Source organism: Aerococcus mictus, from assembly GCF_003286595.3.
Taxonomy (GTDB): Bacteria; Bacillota; Bacilli; order Lactobacillales; family Aerococcaceae; genus Aerococcus; species Aerococcus mictus.
On record NZ_CP132985.1, the window covers coordinates 1,709,761 to 1,730,251 of the forward strand.

14 protein-coding genes and 2 rRNA genes are annotated in these 20,491 nt (G+C 46.9%); 2 read left to right on the forward strand and 14 right to left on the reverse strand.

Translation table 11 applies throughout. The features are described 5' to 3' along the window. The 6 genes from mfd to DBT49_RS07895 form a co-directional block, all read right to left on the reverse strand. On the reverse strand, positions 1-3,546 hold the full coding sequence (gene mfd, locus DBT49_RS07870; protein WP_070558416.1) for a transcription-repair coupling factor: 3,546 nt from the start codon (positions 3,544-3,546) through the stop codon (positions 1-3). A 21-nt stretch (positions 3,547-3,567) separates the two neighbouring features. Beyond that, positions 3,568-4,131 (reverse strand): aminoacyl-tRNA hydrolase, encoded by a 564-nt coding sequence (gene pth, locus DBT49_RS07875; protein WP_013669596.1) that lies wholly within the window; start codon positions 4,129-4,131, stop codon positions 3,568-3,570. A gap of 204 nt (positions 4,132-4,335) precedes the next feature. Further along, complete coding sequence (locus tag DBT49_RS07880) at positions 4,336-5,325, reverse strand: ribose-phosphate diphosphokinase (protein WP_060778693.1); 990 nt, start codon at positions 5,323-5,325, stop codon at positions 4,336-4,338. 85 nt (positions 5,326-5,410) lie between these two features. Continuing rightward, positions 5,411-6,796 (reverse strand): bifunctional UDP-N-acetylglucosamine diphosphorylase/glucosamine-1-phosphate N-acetyltransferase GlmU, encoded by a 1,386-nt coding sequence (gene glmU, locus DBT49_RS07885; RefSeq protein ID WP_070558346.1) that lies wholly within the window; start codon positions 6,794-6,796, stop codon positions 5,411-5,413. Positions 6,797-6,858: 62 nt separating this feature from the next. Beyond that, entirely contained in the window at positions 6,859-8,172 is a 1,314-nt protein-coding gene (locus tag DBT49_RS07890; RefSeq protein ID WP_070558344.1) for a DEAD/DEAH box helicase, read from the reverse strand. 2 nt (positions 8,173-8,174) lie between these two features. After that, the gene (locus DBT49_RS07895; RefSeq protein WP_070558342.1) at positions 8,175-9,287 is read right to left on the reverse strand and encodes a metallophosphoesterase; all 1,113 of its coding nucleotides are present in this window, start codon (positions 9,285-9,287) and stop codon (positions 8,175-8,177) included. A gap of 193 nt (positions 9,288-9,480) precedes the next feature. On the opposite strand from DBT49_RS07895, the gene uvrC reads away from it, so the two are divergent. Next, positions 9,481-11,301 carry an excinuclease ABC subunit UvrC gene (uvrC, locus tag DBT49_RS07900; RefSeq protein WP_070558412.1) on the forward strand — a complete coding sequence of 607 codons (1,821 nt, stop codon included), beginning with the start codon at positions 9,481-9,483 and terminating at the stop codon, positions 11,299-11,301. A 76-nt stretch (positions 11,302-11,377) separates the two neighbouring features. Here the strand turns inward: uvrC and DBT49_RS07905 are convergent, their stop codons facing one another. From DBT49_RS07905 to DBT49_RS07925, 5 genes are all read right to left on the reverse strand, one after another. Then, positions 11,378-13,345 carry a DUF975 family protein gene (locus DBT49_RS07905; protein ID WP_070558340.1) on the reverse strand — a complete coding sequence of 656 codons (1,968 nt, stop codon included), beginning with the start codon at positions 13,343-13,345 and terminating at the stop codon, positions 11,378-11,380. A gap of 21 nt (positions 13,346-13,366) precedes the next feature. After that, the gene (locus DBT49_RS07910; RefSeq protein ID WP_070558338.1) at positions 13,367-14,203 is read right to left on the reverse strand and encodes a hypothetical protein; all 837 of its coding nucleotides are present in this window, start codon (positions 14,201-14,203) and stop codon (positions 13,367-13,369) included. Between the two features lie 14 nt (positions 14,204-14,217). Then, the gene (locus DBT49_RS07915) at positions 14,218-14,562 is read right to left on the reverse strand and encodes a barstar family protein (protein WP_070558336.1); all 345 of its coding nucleotides are present in this window, start codon (positions 14,560-14,562) and stop codon (positions 14,218-14,220) included. Positions 14,563-14,573: 11 nt separating this feature from the next. Next, a complete protein-coding gene (locus DBT49_RS07920; RefSeq protein ID WP_083300393.1) occupies positions 14,574-15,020 on the reverse strand; it encodes a ribonuclease domain-containing protein in 447 nt (148 codons plus the stop codon). A gap of 130 nt (positions 15,021-15,150) precedes the next feature. Beyond that, on the reverse strand, positions 15,151-15,516 hold the full coding sequence (locus tag DBT49_RS07925) for a thioredoxin domain-containing protein (RefSeq protein ID WP_070558334.1): 366 nt from the start codon (positions 15,514-15,516) through the stop codon (positions 15,151-15,153). A 141-nt stretch (positions 15,517-15,657) separates the two neighbouring features. Between DBT49_RS07925 and DBT49_RS07930 the strand changes: the two genes are divergently transcribed. After that, complete coding sequence (locus DBT49_RS07930; protein WP_111872419.1) at positions 15,658-16,602, forward strand: glycosyltransferase family 2 protein; 945 nt, start codon at positions 15,658-15,660, stop codon at positions 16,600-16,602. Positions 16,603-16,625: 23 nt separating this feature from the next. Here DBT49_RS07930 and DBT49_RS07935 read toward each other — a convergent pair whose 3' ends face one another. The 3 genes from DBT49_RS07935 to DBT49_RS07945 form a co-directional block, all read right to left on the reverse strand. Further along, complete coding sequence (locus tag DBT49_RS07935; RefSeq protein WP_070558329.1) at positions 16,626-17,168, reverse strand: 5' nucleotidase, NT5C type; 543 nt, start codon at positions 17,166-17,168, stop codon at positions 16,626-16,628. 226 nt (positions 17,169-17,394) lie between these two features. Next, positions 17,395-17,510 (reverse strand): 5S ribosomal RNA (rrf, locus tag DBT49_RS07940). A 75-nt stretch (positions 17,511-17,585) separates the two neighbouring features. Next, positions 17,586-20,489 (reverse strand): 23S ribosomal RNA (locus tag DBT49_RS07945). Positions 20,490-20,491 lie beyond the last annotated feature (2 nt).

Here is a 20,491-nt window from a genome sequence, read left to right on the forward strand (position 1 = left end):
CTAGTCCTCCCCTTCCGCTTGGTCAGAATCCGCCTTTAAATCCTTACTGAGCTGGGTTAAGAATTGGAGAAGATAGTCTAACCACTGATCAGTTGAGAGGTCTTTAGTGTTTAACTGCATGACTAATTGGTCATTAGCCATTTTGATTTGTAGTTTCATGGGGATATCTTCTAAGGCTTGGAAAATGAGCGGAGTCAATTGGCTAGGGTCTTGTTGCTTGGTAAAGACCAGCTCAATCGCCTTCCCCTTACGCGTGATTTTCTCTACCCCTATTGCAGTCGCATAGGACTTCATCGCCCCGACTGCTAAGAGCCATTGGACTTCTACCGGAGGCTCACCAAAGCGGTCCAATAATTCGTCATCCAAGTCCCACATGGCATCAACATCCTCTAACAGGTTGATGCGTTTGTAGATTTCCACCTTTTGATTTTCATCCTGGATATATTCTGAAGGAATATAGGCATCAATGTGCAATTCAATTTCTGTCGGTGACTGAGGCCGCTTGGCTGCCTTGCCTTGTTTCTTACGGATGGCTTCATCCAGCATCTGTTGAAAGAGGTCATAACCCACGGAATTGACAAAACCGTGCTGTTCTTGTCCCAAGAGGTTGCCGGCTCCACGAATGGAGAGGTCGCGCATGGCGATTTTGAACCCTGCCCCTAATTCAGTAAAGTCTTTGAGGGCGGTCAGCCGTTTTTCGCTGGCCTCATTGAGGGCCTTGTCAGGCCGGTACATAAAGTAAGCATAGGCTACCCGGTTGGACCGGCCTACCCGACCCCGTAATTGATAGAGGGTCGATAAGCCCATCCGGTCAGCATCCTCCACTAAGAGGGTATTGACATTTGGCATATCAATCCCCGTTTCAATAATGGTGGTAGTGACTAAGACGTCGTCATCTCCAGCCAGGAAGTCCATTAAGACTTCCTCTAATTGATTCGCATGCATCTGGCCATGGGCAATGGCTACCCGGGCTTGGGGGACTAATTCCTCAATAAAGTTGGCCTTTTCTTGGATATTTTGCACATTATTAAAGAGGTAAAAGACTTGACCATTGCGAGCTAATTCACGTTCAATGGCATCCCGGATCGCTCCATAATTTTGTTCCATGACATAGGTCTGTACCGGAAAACGGTTAGCTGGTGGGGTTTCAATCACACTCAAGTCCCTAACCCCCATCATGGACATGTTCAAGGTACGAGGGATCGGCGTTGCCGTTAGGGTAAGGACATCGACATTTTTCCGTAAGGCCTTTAACCTCTCCTTGGCCTTGACGCCAAAGCGTTGTTCCTCATCAACAACCAATAAACCGAGATCTAAGAACTTAATATCCTTGGATAGGAGTCGATGGGTACCAATCACAAGTTGAACACTGCCCTCTTTTAAACCCTTAATGACATGCTTTTGTTCGGCCGGGCTCCGGAAACGACTCAATAAGTCAATAGTAAAGGGATAGTCCTTAAAGCGCTCTAGCATGGTTTCGTAGTGTTGCTGGGCTAAGACAGTCGTCGGCACCAGGAAGGCGACTTGCTTACCGTCAAGCATAGCCTTGAAGGCGGCCCGCATGGCAACTTCAGTCTTCCCAAAGCCCACGTCCCCGACGAGGAGACGATCCATGGGCTTTTCTTTTTCCATGTCAGCTTTAATTTCCTGGATTGAGCGGAGCTGGTCATCGGTTTCAGGATAAGGGAATTCGTCTTCAAAGGCAGCTTGGTCTTCGTTGTCAGGACTAAAGGCGTAGCCCTTTCTGGTCTCCCTTTCTGCATACAAGTCCACCAAGTCATCAGCAATATCTTCGATTTTTTTGCTGACCCTTTGCTTGGTCTTTTGCCATTCGGTTCCGCCCATTTTGTTGAGTTTAGGGCTCTTGCCTTCCGCCGAGACATATTTTTGCACCAAGTCAATTTGGTCAATGGGGACGTGAATAGAGGCATTATCGGCATAGACGATACTGAGATAGTCCTTGTGGTTACCCGCTACCTCGATAGTCTCTACCCCAACGAACTGACCAATCCCGTGGTTTACATGGACCACATAGTCGCCGGGGTTTAACTCTTGGTAGCTCTTCAAGCGCTCAGCATTGGAGAGGTTATTGGTATTTTTACGACGGCGGCGCTTAGCCTGGTCAAAGAGGTCACTTTGAGCTAAGAGAACCACTTGGCTGTCCACAAATTCAATTCCACCCGACAGCTGGCCAGCAATAATATTAATGGCTTCAGGGATAATCTGATCTGCCTGGGTCAAGACCGCCTGAAAGTCCATTGCCTTGAGGTCTTTTTCTAAGTCGCGGGCCTTGTCTTCTTCTTCGATAAAAATCAGTAAAGACCGGCCCATTCTCAGCCAGGCTTCAAATTCCAGCTTAATGGCTTCTTTATTATGGTAAAAAGGCGTCACCGTCCGAGTTTGGAATTGGTAGAGGCCGTCAAAGCGCATATTGCCGTAACCCTTCTGCCACTGGGCCAGGTAAAACTTCCGCCCCGAATAAGCCATCACTTGGTCGTGACTATCTAAATAGATCTGGTCAATTGGAGGCAAGTGGCCAGCCTCCACCTTACCTTGAAGATAAAGGGCGGCGCGCTGGTCAATTTCTTGGGACAATTCAATCAGCCGGGTCATATCATCCATCACTAGGGTCTGCCCCTCCCCCACATAATCGAGGAGGCTGCAGGAGTCTGGATAGAGGATCTGACTAAAATAATGGGTCCGTTCGGTCCTTTCCCCAGCTGACCAAGCTTGGATTTCATCCTGGAAGATGGCTTGGACTTGTTTTTTGATGGCTTCATCTTGGAGCTTTTCAACTTTCTCTTGGGCCACTTTTTCTAAATGAGTTACGCCAGCTTTTAGGCGGTCAGGGCTAAACAAGAGGTCCTTAGCCGGTAAGATGGTGACTGCTTCTAAGTCCTCTTGGCTCTTTTGGCTGTTAACGTCAAAAGTCGTAATGCGCTCTACTTCATCGAAAGCTAAAGACAGTCGCAAGGGCTGGGAACTGGTTAGGGGAAAGAGGTCAACAATATCCCCACGGACACTCATTTCACCAGGTCGTAAAACAGCCTCTACCCGTTCATAACCTAAAAGCAAAAGATCTGCTTTCAGCTGGTCAACGGCGAGTTCTTGGCCCCGTTGGATGCTTTTTACTAGGTGTTTCCACTCAGCCACAGGCGTCAGGGGGCGCTTTAAGCCAAAGATAGGGCTAATTAAGATTCCGCTACTGTCTTCATCAAGTAACCAGTCTAAGGTCGCCAAGCGGTCCCCCAGGGCTTCCGGGCTTTGAATGGCTAAGTCTTCAGCCACACTTTCTGGACTGGAATAGAGGTGGAGATCAGCTTCTGGATTGAAAGTTTGCAGGTCTTCATAAAAACGCTCCGCCTGCAAGAGGTTATTGGTCAAGACCACGGTCTTTTTATCGGGATGGCTGGCTTGAATTTCAGCAATCATGTAGGCCTTACTAGCCGCCTGTAAACCCAGGTAAAGAACACTCTGCCCCGTCCTCAAGGTGTTTTCTAGCTTGCTGTCAATAATTTTCTCATTGAGATAATTTTCTAAGTTCATTTCCACGTCTTTCTCTCTTTATTAGTTATTGAAACGATTCATAGTGTTTTCAAAGCTATTACCCTCTAACCAGTAAGAAATGGCATCGGCTGCCGCTTGGCTGCTTTCTAACATCTTGCCTTGGTCTTCCTTTGAGAATTTTCCTAGGACATGGTTGACCACCGACCCCTTGCCTTTGGGGTGACCAACGCCTAATTTGATCCGTTGAATGTCTTTAGAATTAAGCATTTTAATGATATCTTTCATTCCGTTATGGCCGCCAGCACTGCCCTTTTTCCGTAGGCGGAGACGCCCAGGCTCCATGTCCATATCATCATAGACCACCAAGAGGTCTTCTAAGTCGATGTGGTAATAATTCATAAAGCCAGATACACATTGACCGGATAGATTCATAAAAGTAGTGGGTTTGACAAAGATCACCTGGTCATTAGCCACCCGGCGTTTAAAATAGACCCCATTGAAAGCGGAACGATCAAAGCTTTCATGGTGGCGGTAGGCCCATTCATTAAGGACAATAAAACCAATATTATGGCGGGTCCCTTCGTATTCTTTTCCTGGATTTCCTAATCCAACCACTAACTTCATATCGATCATCCTTTTCTTTTTAACGCAACAAAATCTGTACACCGCCCACAGCGAGGGGATGTACAGATGGCTTGCTACTAGTAATTTTCTTCATTTTAGCGAAAAAATCCTAGCCTCACAAGTTTTTTCGCCTAAATGCAAAAGAAGCTCAGACATCAGTCAAAGCTTCCTCTACACTAAGATTATTCTTTTTTAAGTATTTTACTAATCTTTGGCTTCCATTCCCTTGAATTGTTCGCGGAATAGCGGACTCACTGATTTGTTATTTTGAATCCGATAGATGGCTTCAGCAATCAGTTCAGAAACAGATACTGTCGTGATCTTATCAATTTTCTTTTCCTCAGGGAGGTTGATTGAGTCGGTTACCACAATTTCATCAATATTAGCGTTTTCTAGACGTTCAATGGCTGGACCAGATAAGACGGGGTGGGTACAGCAGACAGTCACCGAAACAGCGCCTGCTTCTTCTAGGGCATTAGAAGCAGCGGTAATGGTGCCGGCGGTGTCGATCATGTCATCGATAATGATACAGTCTTTGCCTTTGACCTCACCAACAATATTCATGACTTCGGCAACGTTAGCACGTGGGCGACGTTTGTCGATAATAGCAATTGGCGCATCCAAGAATTCCGCCAATTTTCTAGCCCGGGTCACCCCGCCATGGTCAGGAGAGACAACGACAATGTCTTTGCCTTGATAAAGATCCTTATCAAGGAAGTAATTAGCCAATAACGGAGCTCCCATGAGGTGGTCCACCGGAATATCAAAGAAACCTTGAATTTGGCTGGCGTGTAGGTCGAGAGCGAGCACTCGGGTAGCGCCAGCATCTTCAATCATATTAGCGACCAATTTGGATGTAATCGGTTCACGTGGCTTAGCCTTACGGTCTTGGCGGGCATAACCAAAGTAAGGAATCACCACATTGATTTGATCAGCGCTGGCCCGGCGGCAGGCATCGATCATAATCATTAGTTCCATTAAGTTCTCATTGACTGGTGCAGAAGTCGATTGCAAAATATAAATATTATCCCCACGAATGGATTCTTCAATGTTAATGTGAATTTCCCCATCACTAAAGTGGTTAACATTTATTTTTCCCAATTCAATTCCCAAACAATCAGCAACCTTCTGTGCCAAGGGTTTGTTAGAATTTAATGAGAAAAGCTTAAAGTTTTTATCTTCATGTTCTGACATTGTCATAAGTTCCTCCTAAAACCTAAATGTTAAAAAAACTAAGTCCCTACCGTATTATCTTACCATAGAAGTAAGCTCTTTAGGGTTAACTTTCCGGCTTATTTTTAGAAATAGGTAATTTATGCCAATAATTTTCTTTATTACTTTGCCGTGACCGGGCAATGGCCAGGGCCTCCTTAGGAACGTCTTCAGTAATGGTTGATCCCGCAGCTACAAAACTATGATCAGCCAGGCTAACCGGGGCAACAATATTGGCATTCGAACCGATAAAGCTATAGTCGCCCACCTGACTACGGTGCTTGCTATAACCATCATAGTTACAGAAGATCACCCCGCAACTGAGGTTAATATAGCTGCCCAAGTCAGCGTCGCCTACATAGGTTAAGTGGCCGGCCTTGGTGTGGTCCCCGAGGCTAGCATTTTTAATTTCAACGAAGTTACCAATATGAACGTATTCTCCCAAGACCGATTGGGGTCTGAGATGGGCCATGGGACCAATCGAGGTATGAGAGCCGACTTGACTACTTTCAATTTTAGAAGAATCCACCGTCACTTCATCGCCAATTTGGCTATCCACGATCTGACTGTTACCTAGAATATGGCAGTTCTTGCCGATACAGGTCTGTCCTAAGAGATTGACCTGACCTTCAATAATGGTGTCTTGACCAAGGGAGACTTCCGCATCGATTTTGGTTGTTTGAGGATCTAAGATCGTCACCCCATTATCCATCCAGTAGCGGTTGTTTCTTTGATAGTAGAGCTGGTTGGCTTGGGCCAGGGCTTGGCGGTCATTAACCCCCAATGATTCGCCAAAGTCAGCCATTTGGTAGGCTGAAATCCGTTCTCCCTGACTGCGTAAGATTTCAATCACATCCGGAAGGTAATATTCCCCTTGGGCATTATCATTGCCCACTTGGTGGAGGGCTTCAAAAAGGGCCTGGTTATCAAAGACATAGGTTCCGGTGTTGATTTCCTTAACTGCCTTTTCTTCTGGCTTGGCATCCTTTTCTTCAACAATTTTCGCCACCGACCCGTCTTGCTTACGGATAATCCGACCGTAGCCACTAGGGTTTTCGGCCTTAGCGGTTAAGATGCTGGCCTTAGCCCCTTCAGCTTCATGGACATCGAGTAAATCTTCCAGGGTAGCCTGGGTGATTAGGGGCGTGTCTCCACAAATCACTAGGGTAGAGCCTGCCTTATCAGCCAGTAAATCTTCCGCTTGTAAAACCGCATGACCGGTCCCTAATTGTTCTTCTTGGAGGCAGAATTGACTTTGCCCTGCTAAGACTTTTTCGACCTCTTCGGCCCCGAAACCGACAATGGTAATGACCTCATTAAAGCCGGCTGCCTTAACATTGTCTAAGACGTGAGCCACCATGGGCTTATTAGCGACCTCATGTAATACCTTATACTTATTTGATTTCATCCGGGTTCCCTTACCAGCAGCAAGGATAATCGCATAACGATCCATTATTTTATATGCACTCCTTCATTTTTAGTCCTCTATTATTCTAATGAAGTTTTTCTTGGGCTTCAATTCTTTTTTGCTTTTTTACGCCGGGCACCCTTGTTCTTTTGCTGGCGTTTTCGATTTTTCTTTTTCTTCCCTTTGCCTGCCGATTGATCAGCCGAAGGCGCCGCCCGCTTAAAAGACTGGGGCTTTTTGGCCCTTCTGTTTGCCTGGTCATGGCCTGCTGGTTGGGGCTGGCTAGCAGCTTTGACCAGCTGGCCTTGATAGAGATAGTACTCCTCCAGTTCAGTTCCTTCTGGTAGGACTTGTTTGAGTTCTCTCAGGGTGCGGTCGTTATTGCAGAAAGTCAAAACCAAACCTTTCTGCCCCATCCGCCCAGTCCGGCCACTGCGGTGGACATAGGTAGCCTGATCTTTGGCCAGGTCATATTGGATCACACAGGCTAAATCAGGAATATCCAAGCCCCGGCTAGCCAAGTCGGTCGTGAATAAATAAACCAACTGCCCCCGGTTAAAGGCTTGGATGACCCTTTGCCGGTCTTGGCCACTCATTTCCGCATGCAAGGACGCCACGGGTAACCCATGGTAGCTTAACTTTTCTTCCAGTAAATCGACATCAGCCTTAGTACGGACAAAGACCAAGGCCCTAAAGTCGGCCAATTGGGCCAGACTGCGCAGGCGGTCCACCCGTTTGCGGACTGGAGTTAGTAGATAGCCATGGTGGAGATTGGCCTGGCTGGATAGGTCCTGTCTAAGGTCAATGACCTGGTCAATGGCTAGTAATTCTTTTGCCTTGGTCAAGCTGTCTTGGGTGATGGTAGCTCCAAAGGCGATATTTTGCCGGTATTTGGGGAGGCGTTTGATTAAATCTGTGAATAGAGGAAGGCTGTCAGCTTTTAGCAAGTCATCGACTTCATCACAGACCAAATATTTCACTTGGTGGACTTTTAATTTCCGTTGTTCAATCAGTTCATTAATCCGCCCTGGACTAGCCACTACGATTTCCGGCTTGGCCTTCAATTGGTCAATCTGGCGCTTGATGTTAGCTCCACCAATGACTAGCTGGAGTTTTAGGTCAAGCGACTGGGCCCAAGGGCGAGCCACACTAGCAATTTGACTGGCTAATTCCTGGGAAGGGGCCAGGATAATTAACTGCAAACCTGCCTGGGCTTGGACTTGATTGAAGCTGGCTAAAAGATAAGCTAAGGTCTTCCCGGTCCCCGTTGCCGATAAGGCTAAAAGATTGTCCCCCTTTAAAATACGGGGCCAGGCAGCGGCTTGGATAGGGGTGGGCTGGTCAAAGCCTTGTGCTTCCCACTCTGACTTAAGGGGCTGGGCTAAGTGACTAGCAACTAAACTGTCTTGCTCTGCTTTCAAAATTAAACCTCATCGCTCTCTTCTTTAATACTTAAATACTTGGTGGATTGGCCTTGGTCAGGACCAGTAATGGCTAGAGTCTCAGCCTCTCTTGCTGACTGGGCTGGGACGAGGTCAGCCTGTGCGGTTTGGGCAGCTAATTCTTCATCGACTTCATTTTTGAGGATGGCCTTGGCTTGCTTCCAGGACAAGCCCCCATAAGCGGCAATTTCGCGGTCGGTTTCCGCCAATTTCCGTTCCAAGAAAGCTTCTTTAGAAGCGGTTAATTGCACCACAACCAGTTCCGCTTGGTTATTGAAACGAACATGCCACTTAGGCGCCCCAATCCCCCGTGAAATCACTAGGCACTTGTATTGGTCACCAGGGAGGCGGAAAACCCCTTCGGTATATTGGGGCAAGTGGCCTTGGTCAGAAGCGTAAAGGCCTCCTAGTCCCGGTATCCGAATCTGTCCACCTTGGGCATGGCCTGCTAGGACCAAGTCGGGCGATTTTTCGATCGATTCATGGTAGCGTAAGAAGGCTTCAGGATGGTGGGCTAGTAAGATCTTAGGTAGGGCTAATTGATCTGCTTCAAGGGGGAGATAGCGTAAGGCGTCCCCTTTTAAGAAGTGCCGGCCTGGTTTTTCCGCTAGGCCCATAACGACCAGGTCTTGACCATGAAGCGTGATGGTTTCCGCTTGGTCATGTAAGACCCTGACCCCTGCTTGTCTTAAGAGCTCTTCCATTAAATGGCTATAAGGGCTCTTCACTTCATTGGAGCCGCTGACATAGAATACTGGTGCCAGGTTGGCTAATTGCTTGATAAAAACAGCCAATTCTTGGCGGTCAAAGGCCTTTTCCGGATGAATGAGGTTACCGGTAATGGCAACCAGGTCGACCTCTTCCTCTTTAACGGCCGTCAAGATATCGAGGACCTTAACCCTTTGGTCAGGGAAATTAAGGTCGGACAAGTGGGCAATTTTTACCCCTTCCAAACCGCCAGCATAACGAGGGCTTTCGACTAAGTAATGGGTTTTTCCCAGTTGATAATTTTGAAAATAAAGATAGGCTAGACTGCCCCCAATGACGGCAGCAGATTGCAAGCCCTTCTTCAAGAATTGATTCTTTTGACTCATATGATTGCCTCCCTTTGACTAAATGATCTCAGTGAGCTAAGTACTCCTTATATTTTAGCATAAGCCGCCCGCTTTATCCCACTTAAGCTCACCCGCCAGGCGGCTTGGATGGATTTTTTAAGCGGGATTGCTATAATAGATAGATGAGTTTAAAGTAAATAAAGATTATGGATTAGAAAGGAGATGATTCTTGGTGGCCAACCAACTGATCGAGAACAAACTGAAATTAGTTCCTAAAAAACCAGGTTGCTACATTATGAAAGACCGCAACCAACACATTATCTATATTGGAAAAGCCAAGAATCTCTTTAACCGGGTTCATTCCTACTTCCGCAGTCAGCATACCGGAAAAACCGCCCAATTAGTATCAGAAATTGCTGACTTCGAAGTCATTATGACCAACACCAACAAAGAAAGTCTCTTGTTGGAAATTAATCTTATCAAAAAATACAAACCCCACTATAATATTATGCTCAAGTACGGGACCATGTATCCCTACCTGAAAATCACCAATGAAGAAGACCCCCAACTGATCATCACTTCTGACGTCAAAAAAGACGGTGGCAAGTACTTTGGCCCTTATCCCAATGTCAATGCCGCAACCAGTACCCGGGACCTGCTCCAAAAAACCTATCCCTTGAGAAAATGCGGTAAGAATGAAAAACGGGCCTGCTTCTACTACCATCTGGGCCAATGCATTGGCTGCTGTGACCACGAAGTAACAGCCCAAGAATATGCCCAACAGATTAAGCGGATTACCCGCTTTTTGAATGGTGACGTCCAAACCATTAAAGAGGACCTTCAGAATAAAATGGTCCAAGCCTCAGAAAACATGCACTATGAGCGGGCCGCTGAATACCGGGACCAAATTAACTATATTGAGCAAACCGTTGAACCGCAAAATGTCATGAGTAAGCAATACAATAACCGCGACGTCTTTGCCTATTACTACAACCATGGCTGGATCAGTATCCAAGTCTTTCTCCTGCGCCAGTTTTCCATTATCAAACGGGATTCGGCCCTCTTCGCCTGTTATAACGATCCCGCCGAGGAATTAACTTCCTATATTGTCCAGTTCTACCAAGAGCAAAACCACACCCTGCCTAAGGAAGTGTTGGTGCCGGAAAACATCGATACCCATCTCTTGAGTGATGCTCTCGAGATCTCCGTGGTCAACCCTAAACGCGGGGATAAACGCCATATGCTGGACCTGGCAACCGAAAACGCCCAATTGGCCCACGAACAAAAATTCCGCTTATTAGAAATGAATGAGAAGAAAACCCGGGGAGCTGTTGAGGAGCTTAGCGCTGCTTTAAATCTGCCCTATCTCAGACGGATGGAAAGCTTTGACTTTTCCAATATTTCTGGAGTGGATAATGTCTGTGGGATGGTGGTCTATGAAGACGGCCGCCCCAATAAGAAGGCCTATCGCAAGTTTAAGATCAAGTCCTTCCAGGGAGCCAATGAATACCAAGCTACTCAAGAAGTGATCCGTCGCCGCTATAGTCGACTCTTAAAAGAAGGCAAGGACTTACCTGATATTGTTCTCATGGATGGGGGCAGTATTGAGGTCAATGCCGCTCGGGATGTCTTGGTCAATGAACTGGGCCTCGATGACTTACCGGTTGCCGGCATGGTCAAAGATGACAAGCACCGGACCTCCCACTTAATCTATGGCGATGACCATGCCATTGTGCCCCTAGATCCCAAGTCCCAGGCCTTCCACCTGGTGCAAAGAATTCAAATCGAAGTCGACCGCTATGCCAAGACCTTTCACCGGCAAGTCCACCACAAGAATTCTTTCCAATCCCGTCTTGATAGTGTCAAGGGGGTGGGGCCGAAAACCCGGCGCAAGGTCCTCAGCCACTTTAAAACCATTAAGGCCATCCGCCAGGCTGATCTTAGTGAAATCCAAGGCCTGGGTATTCCTGAACAGGTCGCCGAGTCCATCCACCGGCTGGCTTGGGAAGGCCACAAGGGCTCGCCTTACTCAGACCAAGATAAGAGTTCTTAGGTTTCTTTCATAGTTAATTGAATAGCAAAAAACGGAGTAAGCCTCAAGCTACTCCGTTTTTTCTTATGTATTTTTACTATTTATCGGTTGAATCTTGGTCTTCTTGATCTGGAGTCAAAGGATCGCCATCGAGGAAATCCGATTGATTCACAATAGACTTGTCATAACTGCTTTCCGCGCTACGGTCTGCGGCGAGAAGGATATCGTCCTTATGCTTGGCTTGTTTAAAGTTGGTTTTCTTAGGGGTGTTGTAGCCATAAGGGTCATAAGGTTTCTTCTCGACAGCTTCACCCGCTGGATCAGATTCAGACTCCTCTTCAACAACTTCCTCTGAGTCAGCTTCAGGCCCCTTTTCAATAGTTTCTTCTAGATCAGCTTTATCCACTGATGATTGACTGTCGTCTGATGGGGTTGATTCTTCCAGGACGGGGAAGTCAAAATCGCTTGTTTCTTCTTCCTCTGGACGGGTCTCAAAATGGTCTGTTTCTGCCGCTTCAGTTGCTTTATCTTGAGGGGTTTCCACTTGCTCTGGAAGAGTTTCCTCATTAATAGGACTTGCTTCAGGCTGACTATAATCTTCAGCCAGGTCGAAGATATCCGAGGCAGGCAGGACTTCTTCCTGTTGACGATCATCGAGAACATAGCCTGGGTCCGCATAGTCATAGGCCGTTTCATCCGGCTGATCAGACTTATTATCCCTTTGCGAATCAGAGCGAGCAGGCTCATCTTGGCTGTCAGCTGGGGCCATCACCATAATCTCATCATCGTTGTCTTCAGAGTCTAATGAAGCGGGGTCAGAATCTGAACTCTCATTTTCTGGATAAATGGATTGGGTTTGACTATAAGTGCCTTCTCCACCTGCCTTAAAATCATCTTGGTCTGGGCCATAGGTTTCTCTAAAGGCCGCTTCGGAAAGATAATCGTCACTGGAACTAGCAGAATCATCCAGAGCGTTTAATTCAGAGGCATCGATAGCCATAGTATCTGCGGTAAATTGAGGACGATCTTCTGTGTGGTATAAGTCAGCAATATTATCGCTAGCTTCAGCGCCAAAACCAGGGAAATGGTCATTGAGGTAGAGGGCATATTGCTTAGTTTGTTCCCGGTAAAAGACCGCTTCAACCACCATGAACTTAATTAAATTACCAAATAAGAATAGGACCACCAGCACTCCCAAGCCTAATTGGGCCCAGAAATAATAATCAGCTTGAGGAAAGGCGGTTCTAAAGTAAGCCATTAAGAGGCTCACTGCCCCACCAATAATTAAGGGAAGAAAGACATAGCCTAAGCCCATCTTGAAGAGCCGCCACTTATTGCCCCGCATCAGTTGCCAACTCATTCTCAAAGACCGGAAAACCCCGGTTTCTTCGTTATCGTAAGTTGGGAACATAATGAAGTTAAAACCATAGTAGAGCCAGCTGGTCAAGAGAGCAAGTAAAAATAGTAATAATAGCGCAATCAACAGATAGAGCACATGGACCACGATGCCGGTCACCTGGCCAATCGCTGCCCGAGCGGTGGAAAGAACGACCACATAATAGAAGAATAAAATCGTGGCTAAAACTAAATAAAAGACAAAGGCAGAGAACCAGCGTACAATAGCAGCCAAGAAATTCGTTATATAGTGGCGGATAGGCCGATGAGTAAAGGCTGACCACACCCGGCCAATATGGTGGTCGCCCCCATCAACCATTTCTAATAAGGACCAAGGGGTACCATAAACCCAGACTTGAACCATGAAAAAGCTGATTAAGAAGCTCACCAGTAGAGTGATTCCTAAAGCGATGGGGTCGGTACTTTGTCCGACTTGGTTGATCATTTCGCCAATCAAACCCGGCGTATCTAAAAATAACCGGTTAATCGAAAAAGATTGGATACTAAGGGGTTCCAACCAATTGGCTAAAAAGCCCAAGAGGCTGGTAAAAACAAAAGTGATGAGTAGATTAAGTAAAAACATCCCGGTTAAAGACAAGCGATTGCCAGAAATGGCTGACTTAGCCTTATCTTTAAGCTCGCGATTGCTTTGATTAAGTTTCAGCTGCATGTATATCCTCCTTATGACTCCTTAAACACTAAGAGCATTTTCCTCACGTTCCAATTGTAAAACAATAGCCGCTGCATAATTACGTTCAGCGGCAAAGCGTCCTGACTTGAGATGATAATCCACGTTTTGTCGGCTGGTTTGGTTCATCTTGGCTATGGCACTGGCATAGCCCTTTTCATAGAGACCAGTCACATAAAAATGGTCACTCTGTATTTTAGCATGTAAATCAACAATTTTTAAGGGCTTTCGCGCTTGAAAGTCAATGGTCTGGTAATCCTGTAACTTGTCTTCCATGGCATAGACCGGCATTTTTAAGATTTCCAAGGCTTCGATCTCTTGAAAAGGCCATTCACTGGTCATGGCATAGGCCGTATAGAGAGGAAATTGGAGTTCATAGGACAGTCGCAGGGCTCTTTGAATCTCAGACTGTCCTTTGATAATCTCTTGCCAGGCCAAAAGCAGCATATTGGTCAGCTGGTCCTCTAAATAATTAGCGTTATAGAGCAGGACTCCTTCTCCCAAAGACTGGGCCTCCAAGAGAGCTTGACTGGCATAGTGGTAGGCCGGACTGGCGACTAGCCCCGCTTGTGAATCAAGACTGCCATAAGCGATGCTGGCATTGACTTGAATCGGATACAGGAGCTGCTCGAGCAAACGGTAGGCCAAGAAGGCTGACGCAGTATGGTTAAAGGATAAGAGCCATTGGTCCTCACTTAAAGCATAGGGCGCCTCCCAACGATCTGGGGTAAAAATTTGGGTCACAATCTCAATTCCCCGCTCTAATAATAACTGTAAATCGGCCTTGTCTAAGTCAGGGTAATGACCAGCAATATAAAGTAAAGTCTTCCTGGCTGTCACATGACTCTTCCTTTCTAGTCAATAATTTCAAGCTGGGGATTGGCCGCTCTTGCCGCCTTAATCATCGTAAAAAAAGGCTCGGCCTTGCTTGCCAGATTGCTGCTTAAGTCAACTGGGTGCTTCAAGATAAGCTTGAGCGGTTTAGAGTTGGCGGTCAACACATCATATAGAGCATCCAAGTTGCCGGCAAAAGTTACACTCTTATCCATCCCCTGGGCAAAGGCCCGGTAGAGGTCCTGGCTATTCTTGATCACCTGGCCATCGAGAACCACCTGATAGACCCGCGATTGACGATTCACCTGGCCTTGGTAGCGCTTAGGAGATGTCTGCACCTTCCTAGTATTATTTTTCCCATTCATTGTCCTTCACCTCAATACAACTGTTTAAAGCTTTGGTAGTGGTCATCCGTATAGTAAATGTCGCCAGATGAGGAATACACTAGGCGATCATCCCCCCGATAGCCCCCATAGTAGTTGACATCGGCCTCTCGGTAAGTCTTATCAGCCGGTAGCTTCCTTTCGAAGTTACCAAAATGGTCGCCACCAATGGTTTTCTTATCGGTCACTTCCCATAAATTGCCCTTATCACTTTCCCAGCCAGCCGCCTGGGCTTCTTTTTTAGTGATATAATTTGGCGGAAGTTCCTGGTAGGCATTGAGATAGGCACTGACCTCTTCGTCAGAACGGTAAACCTGGCCATATTCCACCTGGTCTCCTGCTTGCTGGGAGACTTGATCCAGAACCTGGTCCAAGTCTTGGCAACCCGCTAGGCAAAAGGCTAAAATTCCCGTTAAGAGAAAAGTTAAAAACCGCTTCATTGCTATAATCACCTACTTCATTTTTCTCTATTATAGCAAAAGCCTAGCTAAAAGAAAAAAGGTGCCCAATCCAACATTGACACCTTTTTCCAGAGACCTGCTCTTATTTTTATTTTTCGCCAATGAGAAATTATTGGGCGATTTTCTCTCTAATGCTTTCGACTGAATCTGAGGAATCAATACCTAAATTTTCTAAGCGTTTTTCCCCACCGATACGCACTAGGGCAGGCACTGTTGCCACTTGAGCTTGTTCTCTAAATTCCTGAATAGCAATGCTTTCTGCGGTAGCCGTCGAATCCAGGTAGGCAAACTCTAAGTCATCACTTTCAATGATTTCAATTAATTTTGGTAGGAACTTGCGGCAATAAGGACAAGTTGGTCGGCCCACGAAGACTAAGGATTCTTCCTTACTATCTAGATTAGAGAGCAGGTCCTTGGCGTTCACACGGTTTAATTTTTCAACAGCTTCATTAAATTCACTTTCACTATAAGCCATATTTCCACAACCTTTCTCCCCTATAATAACTTAAATTTCATAAAAATTAAAATAAATGAATTATAAAAGTCCTGACTTTTGCTATACTCAAGGGTGTAAGCACGAGAACCAGACTTGTAAAGTAAACATGAGGTGACCCCATTGAAGTCAATTTCTATTATTATCCCTTGCTACAATGAAGCCGATAATATCCGCCCCTATTACCAGGCCATGTTAGCGACCATGTCTCACTTCCCTAACCCATTGGACTGGCAGCTCCTCTTTATTGATGACGGATCAACAGACCAGACCCTCCAAGAAATCAAGGCCCTAAGCCAAGCAGATCCGCGGCTGACTTACCTGGCTTTTTCCCGGAACTTCGGCAAGGAAGCGGGCATTTATGCCGGCTTACAACACAGCCACGGAGACTACGTGGTGATTATGGACGTGGACCTCCAAGACCCGCCTGAACTATTGGTCCCCATGTACCAAAAACTCAACGAAGAAGACTATGACTGTGTGGTGACCCGCCGTCAAGACCGGCAAGGAGAATCTTGGTTTCGCTCCCAATGTGCCCGGCTCTTTTACTGGCTGATTAACCAATTATCCCACACGCCTATTCGCAGCGGGGAAAGAGACTACCGCATGATGACTCGGCAAATGGTTGATAGTGTCCTCAAAGTGAGTGAAGTCAACCGCTTCTCTAAGGGAATCTTTAATTGGGTCGGCTACCAAAAGACCTATATCGATTTTCCCAACCACCAACGTCAGTTTGGCCACAGCCATTTTAGCTTTTGGAACCTCTTGGTATATTCCTTAGAAGGGATTATTTCTTTTTCCCAGATCCCCCTCAACATCATCGCTATCCTAGGCCTGATTGTCTTTATCCTAGCTATTGGATTAGCGGCCTTCTTTATGGTCCGTACCCTGCTCTTTGGTAATCCCACCTCGGGCTGGACGTCAACCATTGTTATTATTTTACTCATGGGTGGTTTACAAATGCTTTCTCTGGGCATTGTGGGGAAATACATTGGCAAGACTTTTCTGGAAAGCAAAAGACGCCCCCTTTACCTGGTTAAGGAAAGTAACCTTGAAGAAGACGACTAATCAAATGTCTTTTACTTAGGAACTTATTCAGTCAATCGAGCAGATCCATAAAAGTAGTCCAGGGCTGCCTCCCAATTATCCAGCCGGTCGGGATAATTTTCCGTCAGGTTATGGGGGGCTGAAAAGAGCAGTCCCTTACCATTAAAGCCTTGAAAATGACGACTATTATCATCAATCAAGTAATCAGCCCCCAAAATCGACTTTTGCCCACAGAAGACATAGTGACTATCGGGGATAAAGTCAAAGTGTTGGGTTAACCACTCATACTTAGCGGTAAAAGAAGTCGGGAATTCCATTGCAGCCGTAGTAATAAAAACTTCATAATCCTGACTGAGTTGCCAAAGGGCCTTTTGTGCCCCCTCAATGATCCCAAGATCAGCAAAATAATAAGGATCAGCCACCATATCATGGAGTGCTTTTTGGTATTGGGGAAATAATTGATCCAAGTTCTTCCCAAGGAGGTCTTCTTTTTTAATTTGAAAATCATAGCTTTCATTAAACAAACGAATTTGCTTGGCTAAAAAATCCGCAATCACTTCGTCCATATCAACAGCAATTTTTTGCATAGGCATTCTTCCTTTCTTAACGAGTAAGCAAAAGTAATTTCTCCTACGAATACCAGCAAGCAGGTTTTAACTAATTCAGACCTGCTTGCTTTTTCTTTTCACAGTCTTATAAACGGTTTTGATAATCTTATTAACTTACTTATCCTATGCCCTATTAAAACACAAAGCCCTAAGCAATTCCAAAAAGCAACAAAAAAGCCATTCCTATTGGAATGGCTCTTAGTTAGCACGGCAACGTCCTAGTCTCACAGGGGGCAACCCCCAACTACATTCGGCGCTAAGAAGCTTAACTGCTGTGTTCGGGATGGATACAGGTGGGTCCTTCTTGCCATCGTCACCGTACAATTTATTTTTTGAGCTTGTTCGCTCAAAACTGAATCTATCATGCCTTCCTTAAACCTCATACAACCTTATCCTTTGGATAAGTCCTCGACCGATTAGTATTTGTCCGCTCCACTTATTGCTAAGCTTCCACTCCAAACCTATCAACCTGATCGTCTTTCAGGGGTCTTACTACTTTAAAAGTATGGGAAATCTCATCTTGAGGGGGGCTTCACGCTTAGATGCTTTCAGCGCTTATCCCGTCCACACATAGCTACCCAGCCATGCTCCTGGTGGAACAACTGGTACACCAGCGGTGTGTCCATCCCGGTCCTCTCGTACTAAGGACAGCTCCTCTCAAATTTCCAACGCCCGCGACGGATAGGGACCGAACTGTCTCACGACGTTCTGAACCCAGCTCGCGTACCGCTTTAATGGGCGAACAGCCCAACCCTTGGGACCGACTTCAGCCCCAGGATGCGATGAGCCGACATCGAGGTGCCAAACCTCCCCGTCGATGTGAACTCTTGGGGGAGATAAGCCTGTTATCCCCAGGGTAGCTTTTATCCGTTGAGCGATGGCCCTTCCATGCGGAACCACCGGATCACTAAGCCCGACTTTCGTCCCTGCTCGACTTGTAGGTCTCGCAGTCAAGCTCCCTTCTGCCTTTACACTCTGCGAATGATTTCCAACCATTCTGAGGGAACCTTTGGGCGCCTCCGTTACACTTTAGGAGGCGACCGCCCCAGTCAAACTGCCTGACTGACACTGTCTCCCGACCAGCTAATGGTCGCGGGTTAGAATGGTCATCCCACAAGGGTAGTATCCCACCAGTGCCTCCATCGAGACTAGCGTCCCGACTTCGATGGCTCCTACCTATCCTGTACATGTGGCACAAACATTCAATATCAACCTACAGTAAAGCTCCATGGGGTCTTTCCGTCCTGTCGCGGGTAACCAGCATCTTCACTGGTACTACAATTTCACCGAGCCTCTCGTTGAGACAGTGCCCAAATCGTTACGCCTTTCGTGCGGGTCAGAACTTACCTGACAAGGAATTTCGCTACCTTAGGACCGTTATAGTTACGGCCGCCGTTTACTGGGGCTTCAATTCAGAGCTTCGCTTACGCTAACCCTTCCTCTTAACCTTCCAGCACCGGGCAGGCGTCAGCCTCTATACATCATCTTTCGATTTGGCAGAGACCTATGTTTTTGATAAACAGTCGCTTGGGCCTATTCACTGCGGCTGACCTTGCGGTCAGCACCCCTTCTCCCGAAGTTACGGGGTCATTTTGCCGAGTTCCTTAACGAGAGTTCGCTCGCTCACCTTAGTGTTCTCCACTCGACTACCTGTGTCGGTTTGCGGTACGGGTTGTTTGATTCTCACTAGAAACTTTTCTTGACAGCGTGACGTCGGCGGCTTCGGTACTAAATTTCCCTCCCCGTCACAACTCATGAAGTCTGAGGCAAGCCTTTCACTCACCTTCTCACTTATTGCTTGGACGCGTTTTTCCATCTCCGCGCTCCGCTTAGCCTTCTGTGTCCTTCCATCGCTCAAACAAATCAAACAAGTACAGGAATCTCAACCTGTTGTCCATCGCCTATCCCTTTCGGTCTCGGCTTAGGTCCCGACTAACCCTGGGAGGACGAGCCTTCCCCAGGAAACCTTAGTCATTCGGTGGACGGGATTCTCACCCGTCTTTCGCTACTCATACCGGCATTCTCACTTCTATACGCTCCACATGTCCTCACGATCATGCTTCTCTGCCTATAGAACGCTCTCCTACCATCCTATGGATCCACAGCTTCGGTGTTCAGTTTAGCCCCGGTACATTTTCGGCGCAGGGTCACTCGACTAGTGAGCTATTACGCACTCTTTCAATGATGGCTGCTTCTAAGCCAACATCCTAGTTGTCTAAGCAACCCCACATCCTTTTCCACTTAACTGAAACTTTGGGACCTTAGCTGGTGGTCTGGGCTCTTTCCCTTTCGACTACGGATCTTATCACTCGCAGTCTGACTCCCGGACTAAACTATTTGGCATTCGGAGTTTATCAGATGTCGGTAATCCAGGATGGACCCCTCGATCAAACAGTGCTCTACCTCCAATAGTCATCATCCGAGGCTAGCCCTAAAGCTATTTCGGAGAGAACCAGCTATCTCCAAGTTCGATTGGAATTTCACCGCTACCCACACCTCATCCCCGCCTTTTTCAACAGACGTGGGTTCGGCCCTCCAGTGTGTTTTACCACACCTTCAGCCTGGACATGAGTAGATCACTTGGTTTCGGGTCGACGACAACAAACTCAACGCCCTCTTCAGACTCGCTTTCGCTGTGGCTCCGCTTCTTCAGCTTAACCTTGCTTGCTATCGTCACTCGCCGGTCCGTTCTACAAAAAGTACGCCATCACCCCTTAACGGGCTCTGACTGCTTGTAGGCATACGGTTTCAGGTACTCTTTCACTCCCCTTCCGGGGTGCTTTTCACCTTTCCCTCACGGTACTGGTTCACTATCGGTCACTAGGGAGTATTTAGGCTTGCCAGATGGTCCTGGCGGATTCCGACGGAATTTCACGTGTACCGCCGTACTCAGGATACTGAATGAGGTGGCTGAGCTTTCGCCTACGGGATTGTCACCCTCTCTGATCGCCCTTTCCATGGCGTTCGACTAGCTCATTCACTCCCGTCCATCAGTCCTACAACCCCAGCATGCAAGCACGCTGGTTTGGCCTCTTTCCGTTTCGCTCGCCGCTACTCGGGAAATCGATTTTTCTTTCTCTTCCTGTGGCTACTGAGATGTTTCAGTTCACCACGTCTACCTTCCACTCAGCTATGTGTTCACTGAGTGGACCATTGTCGATAAAAACAATGAGGTTCCCCCATTCGGAAATCTCCGGATCAAAGCTTACTTACAGCTCCCCGAAGCATATCGGTGTTCGTCCCGTCCTTCATCGGCTCCTAGTGCCAAGGCATTCACCGTACGCCCTTATTCACTTAACCAC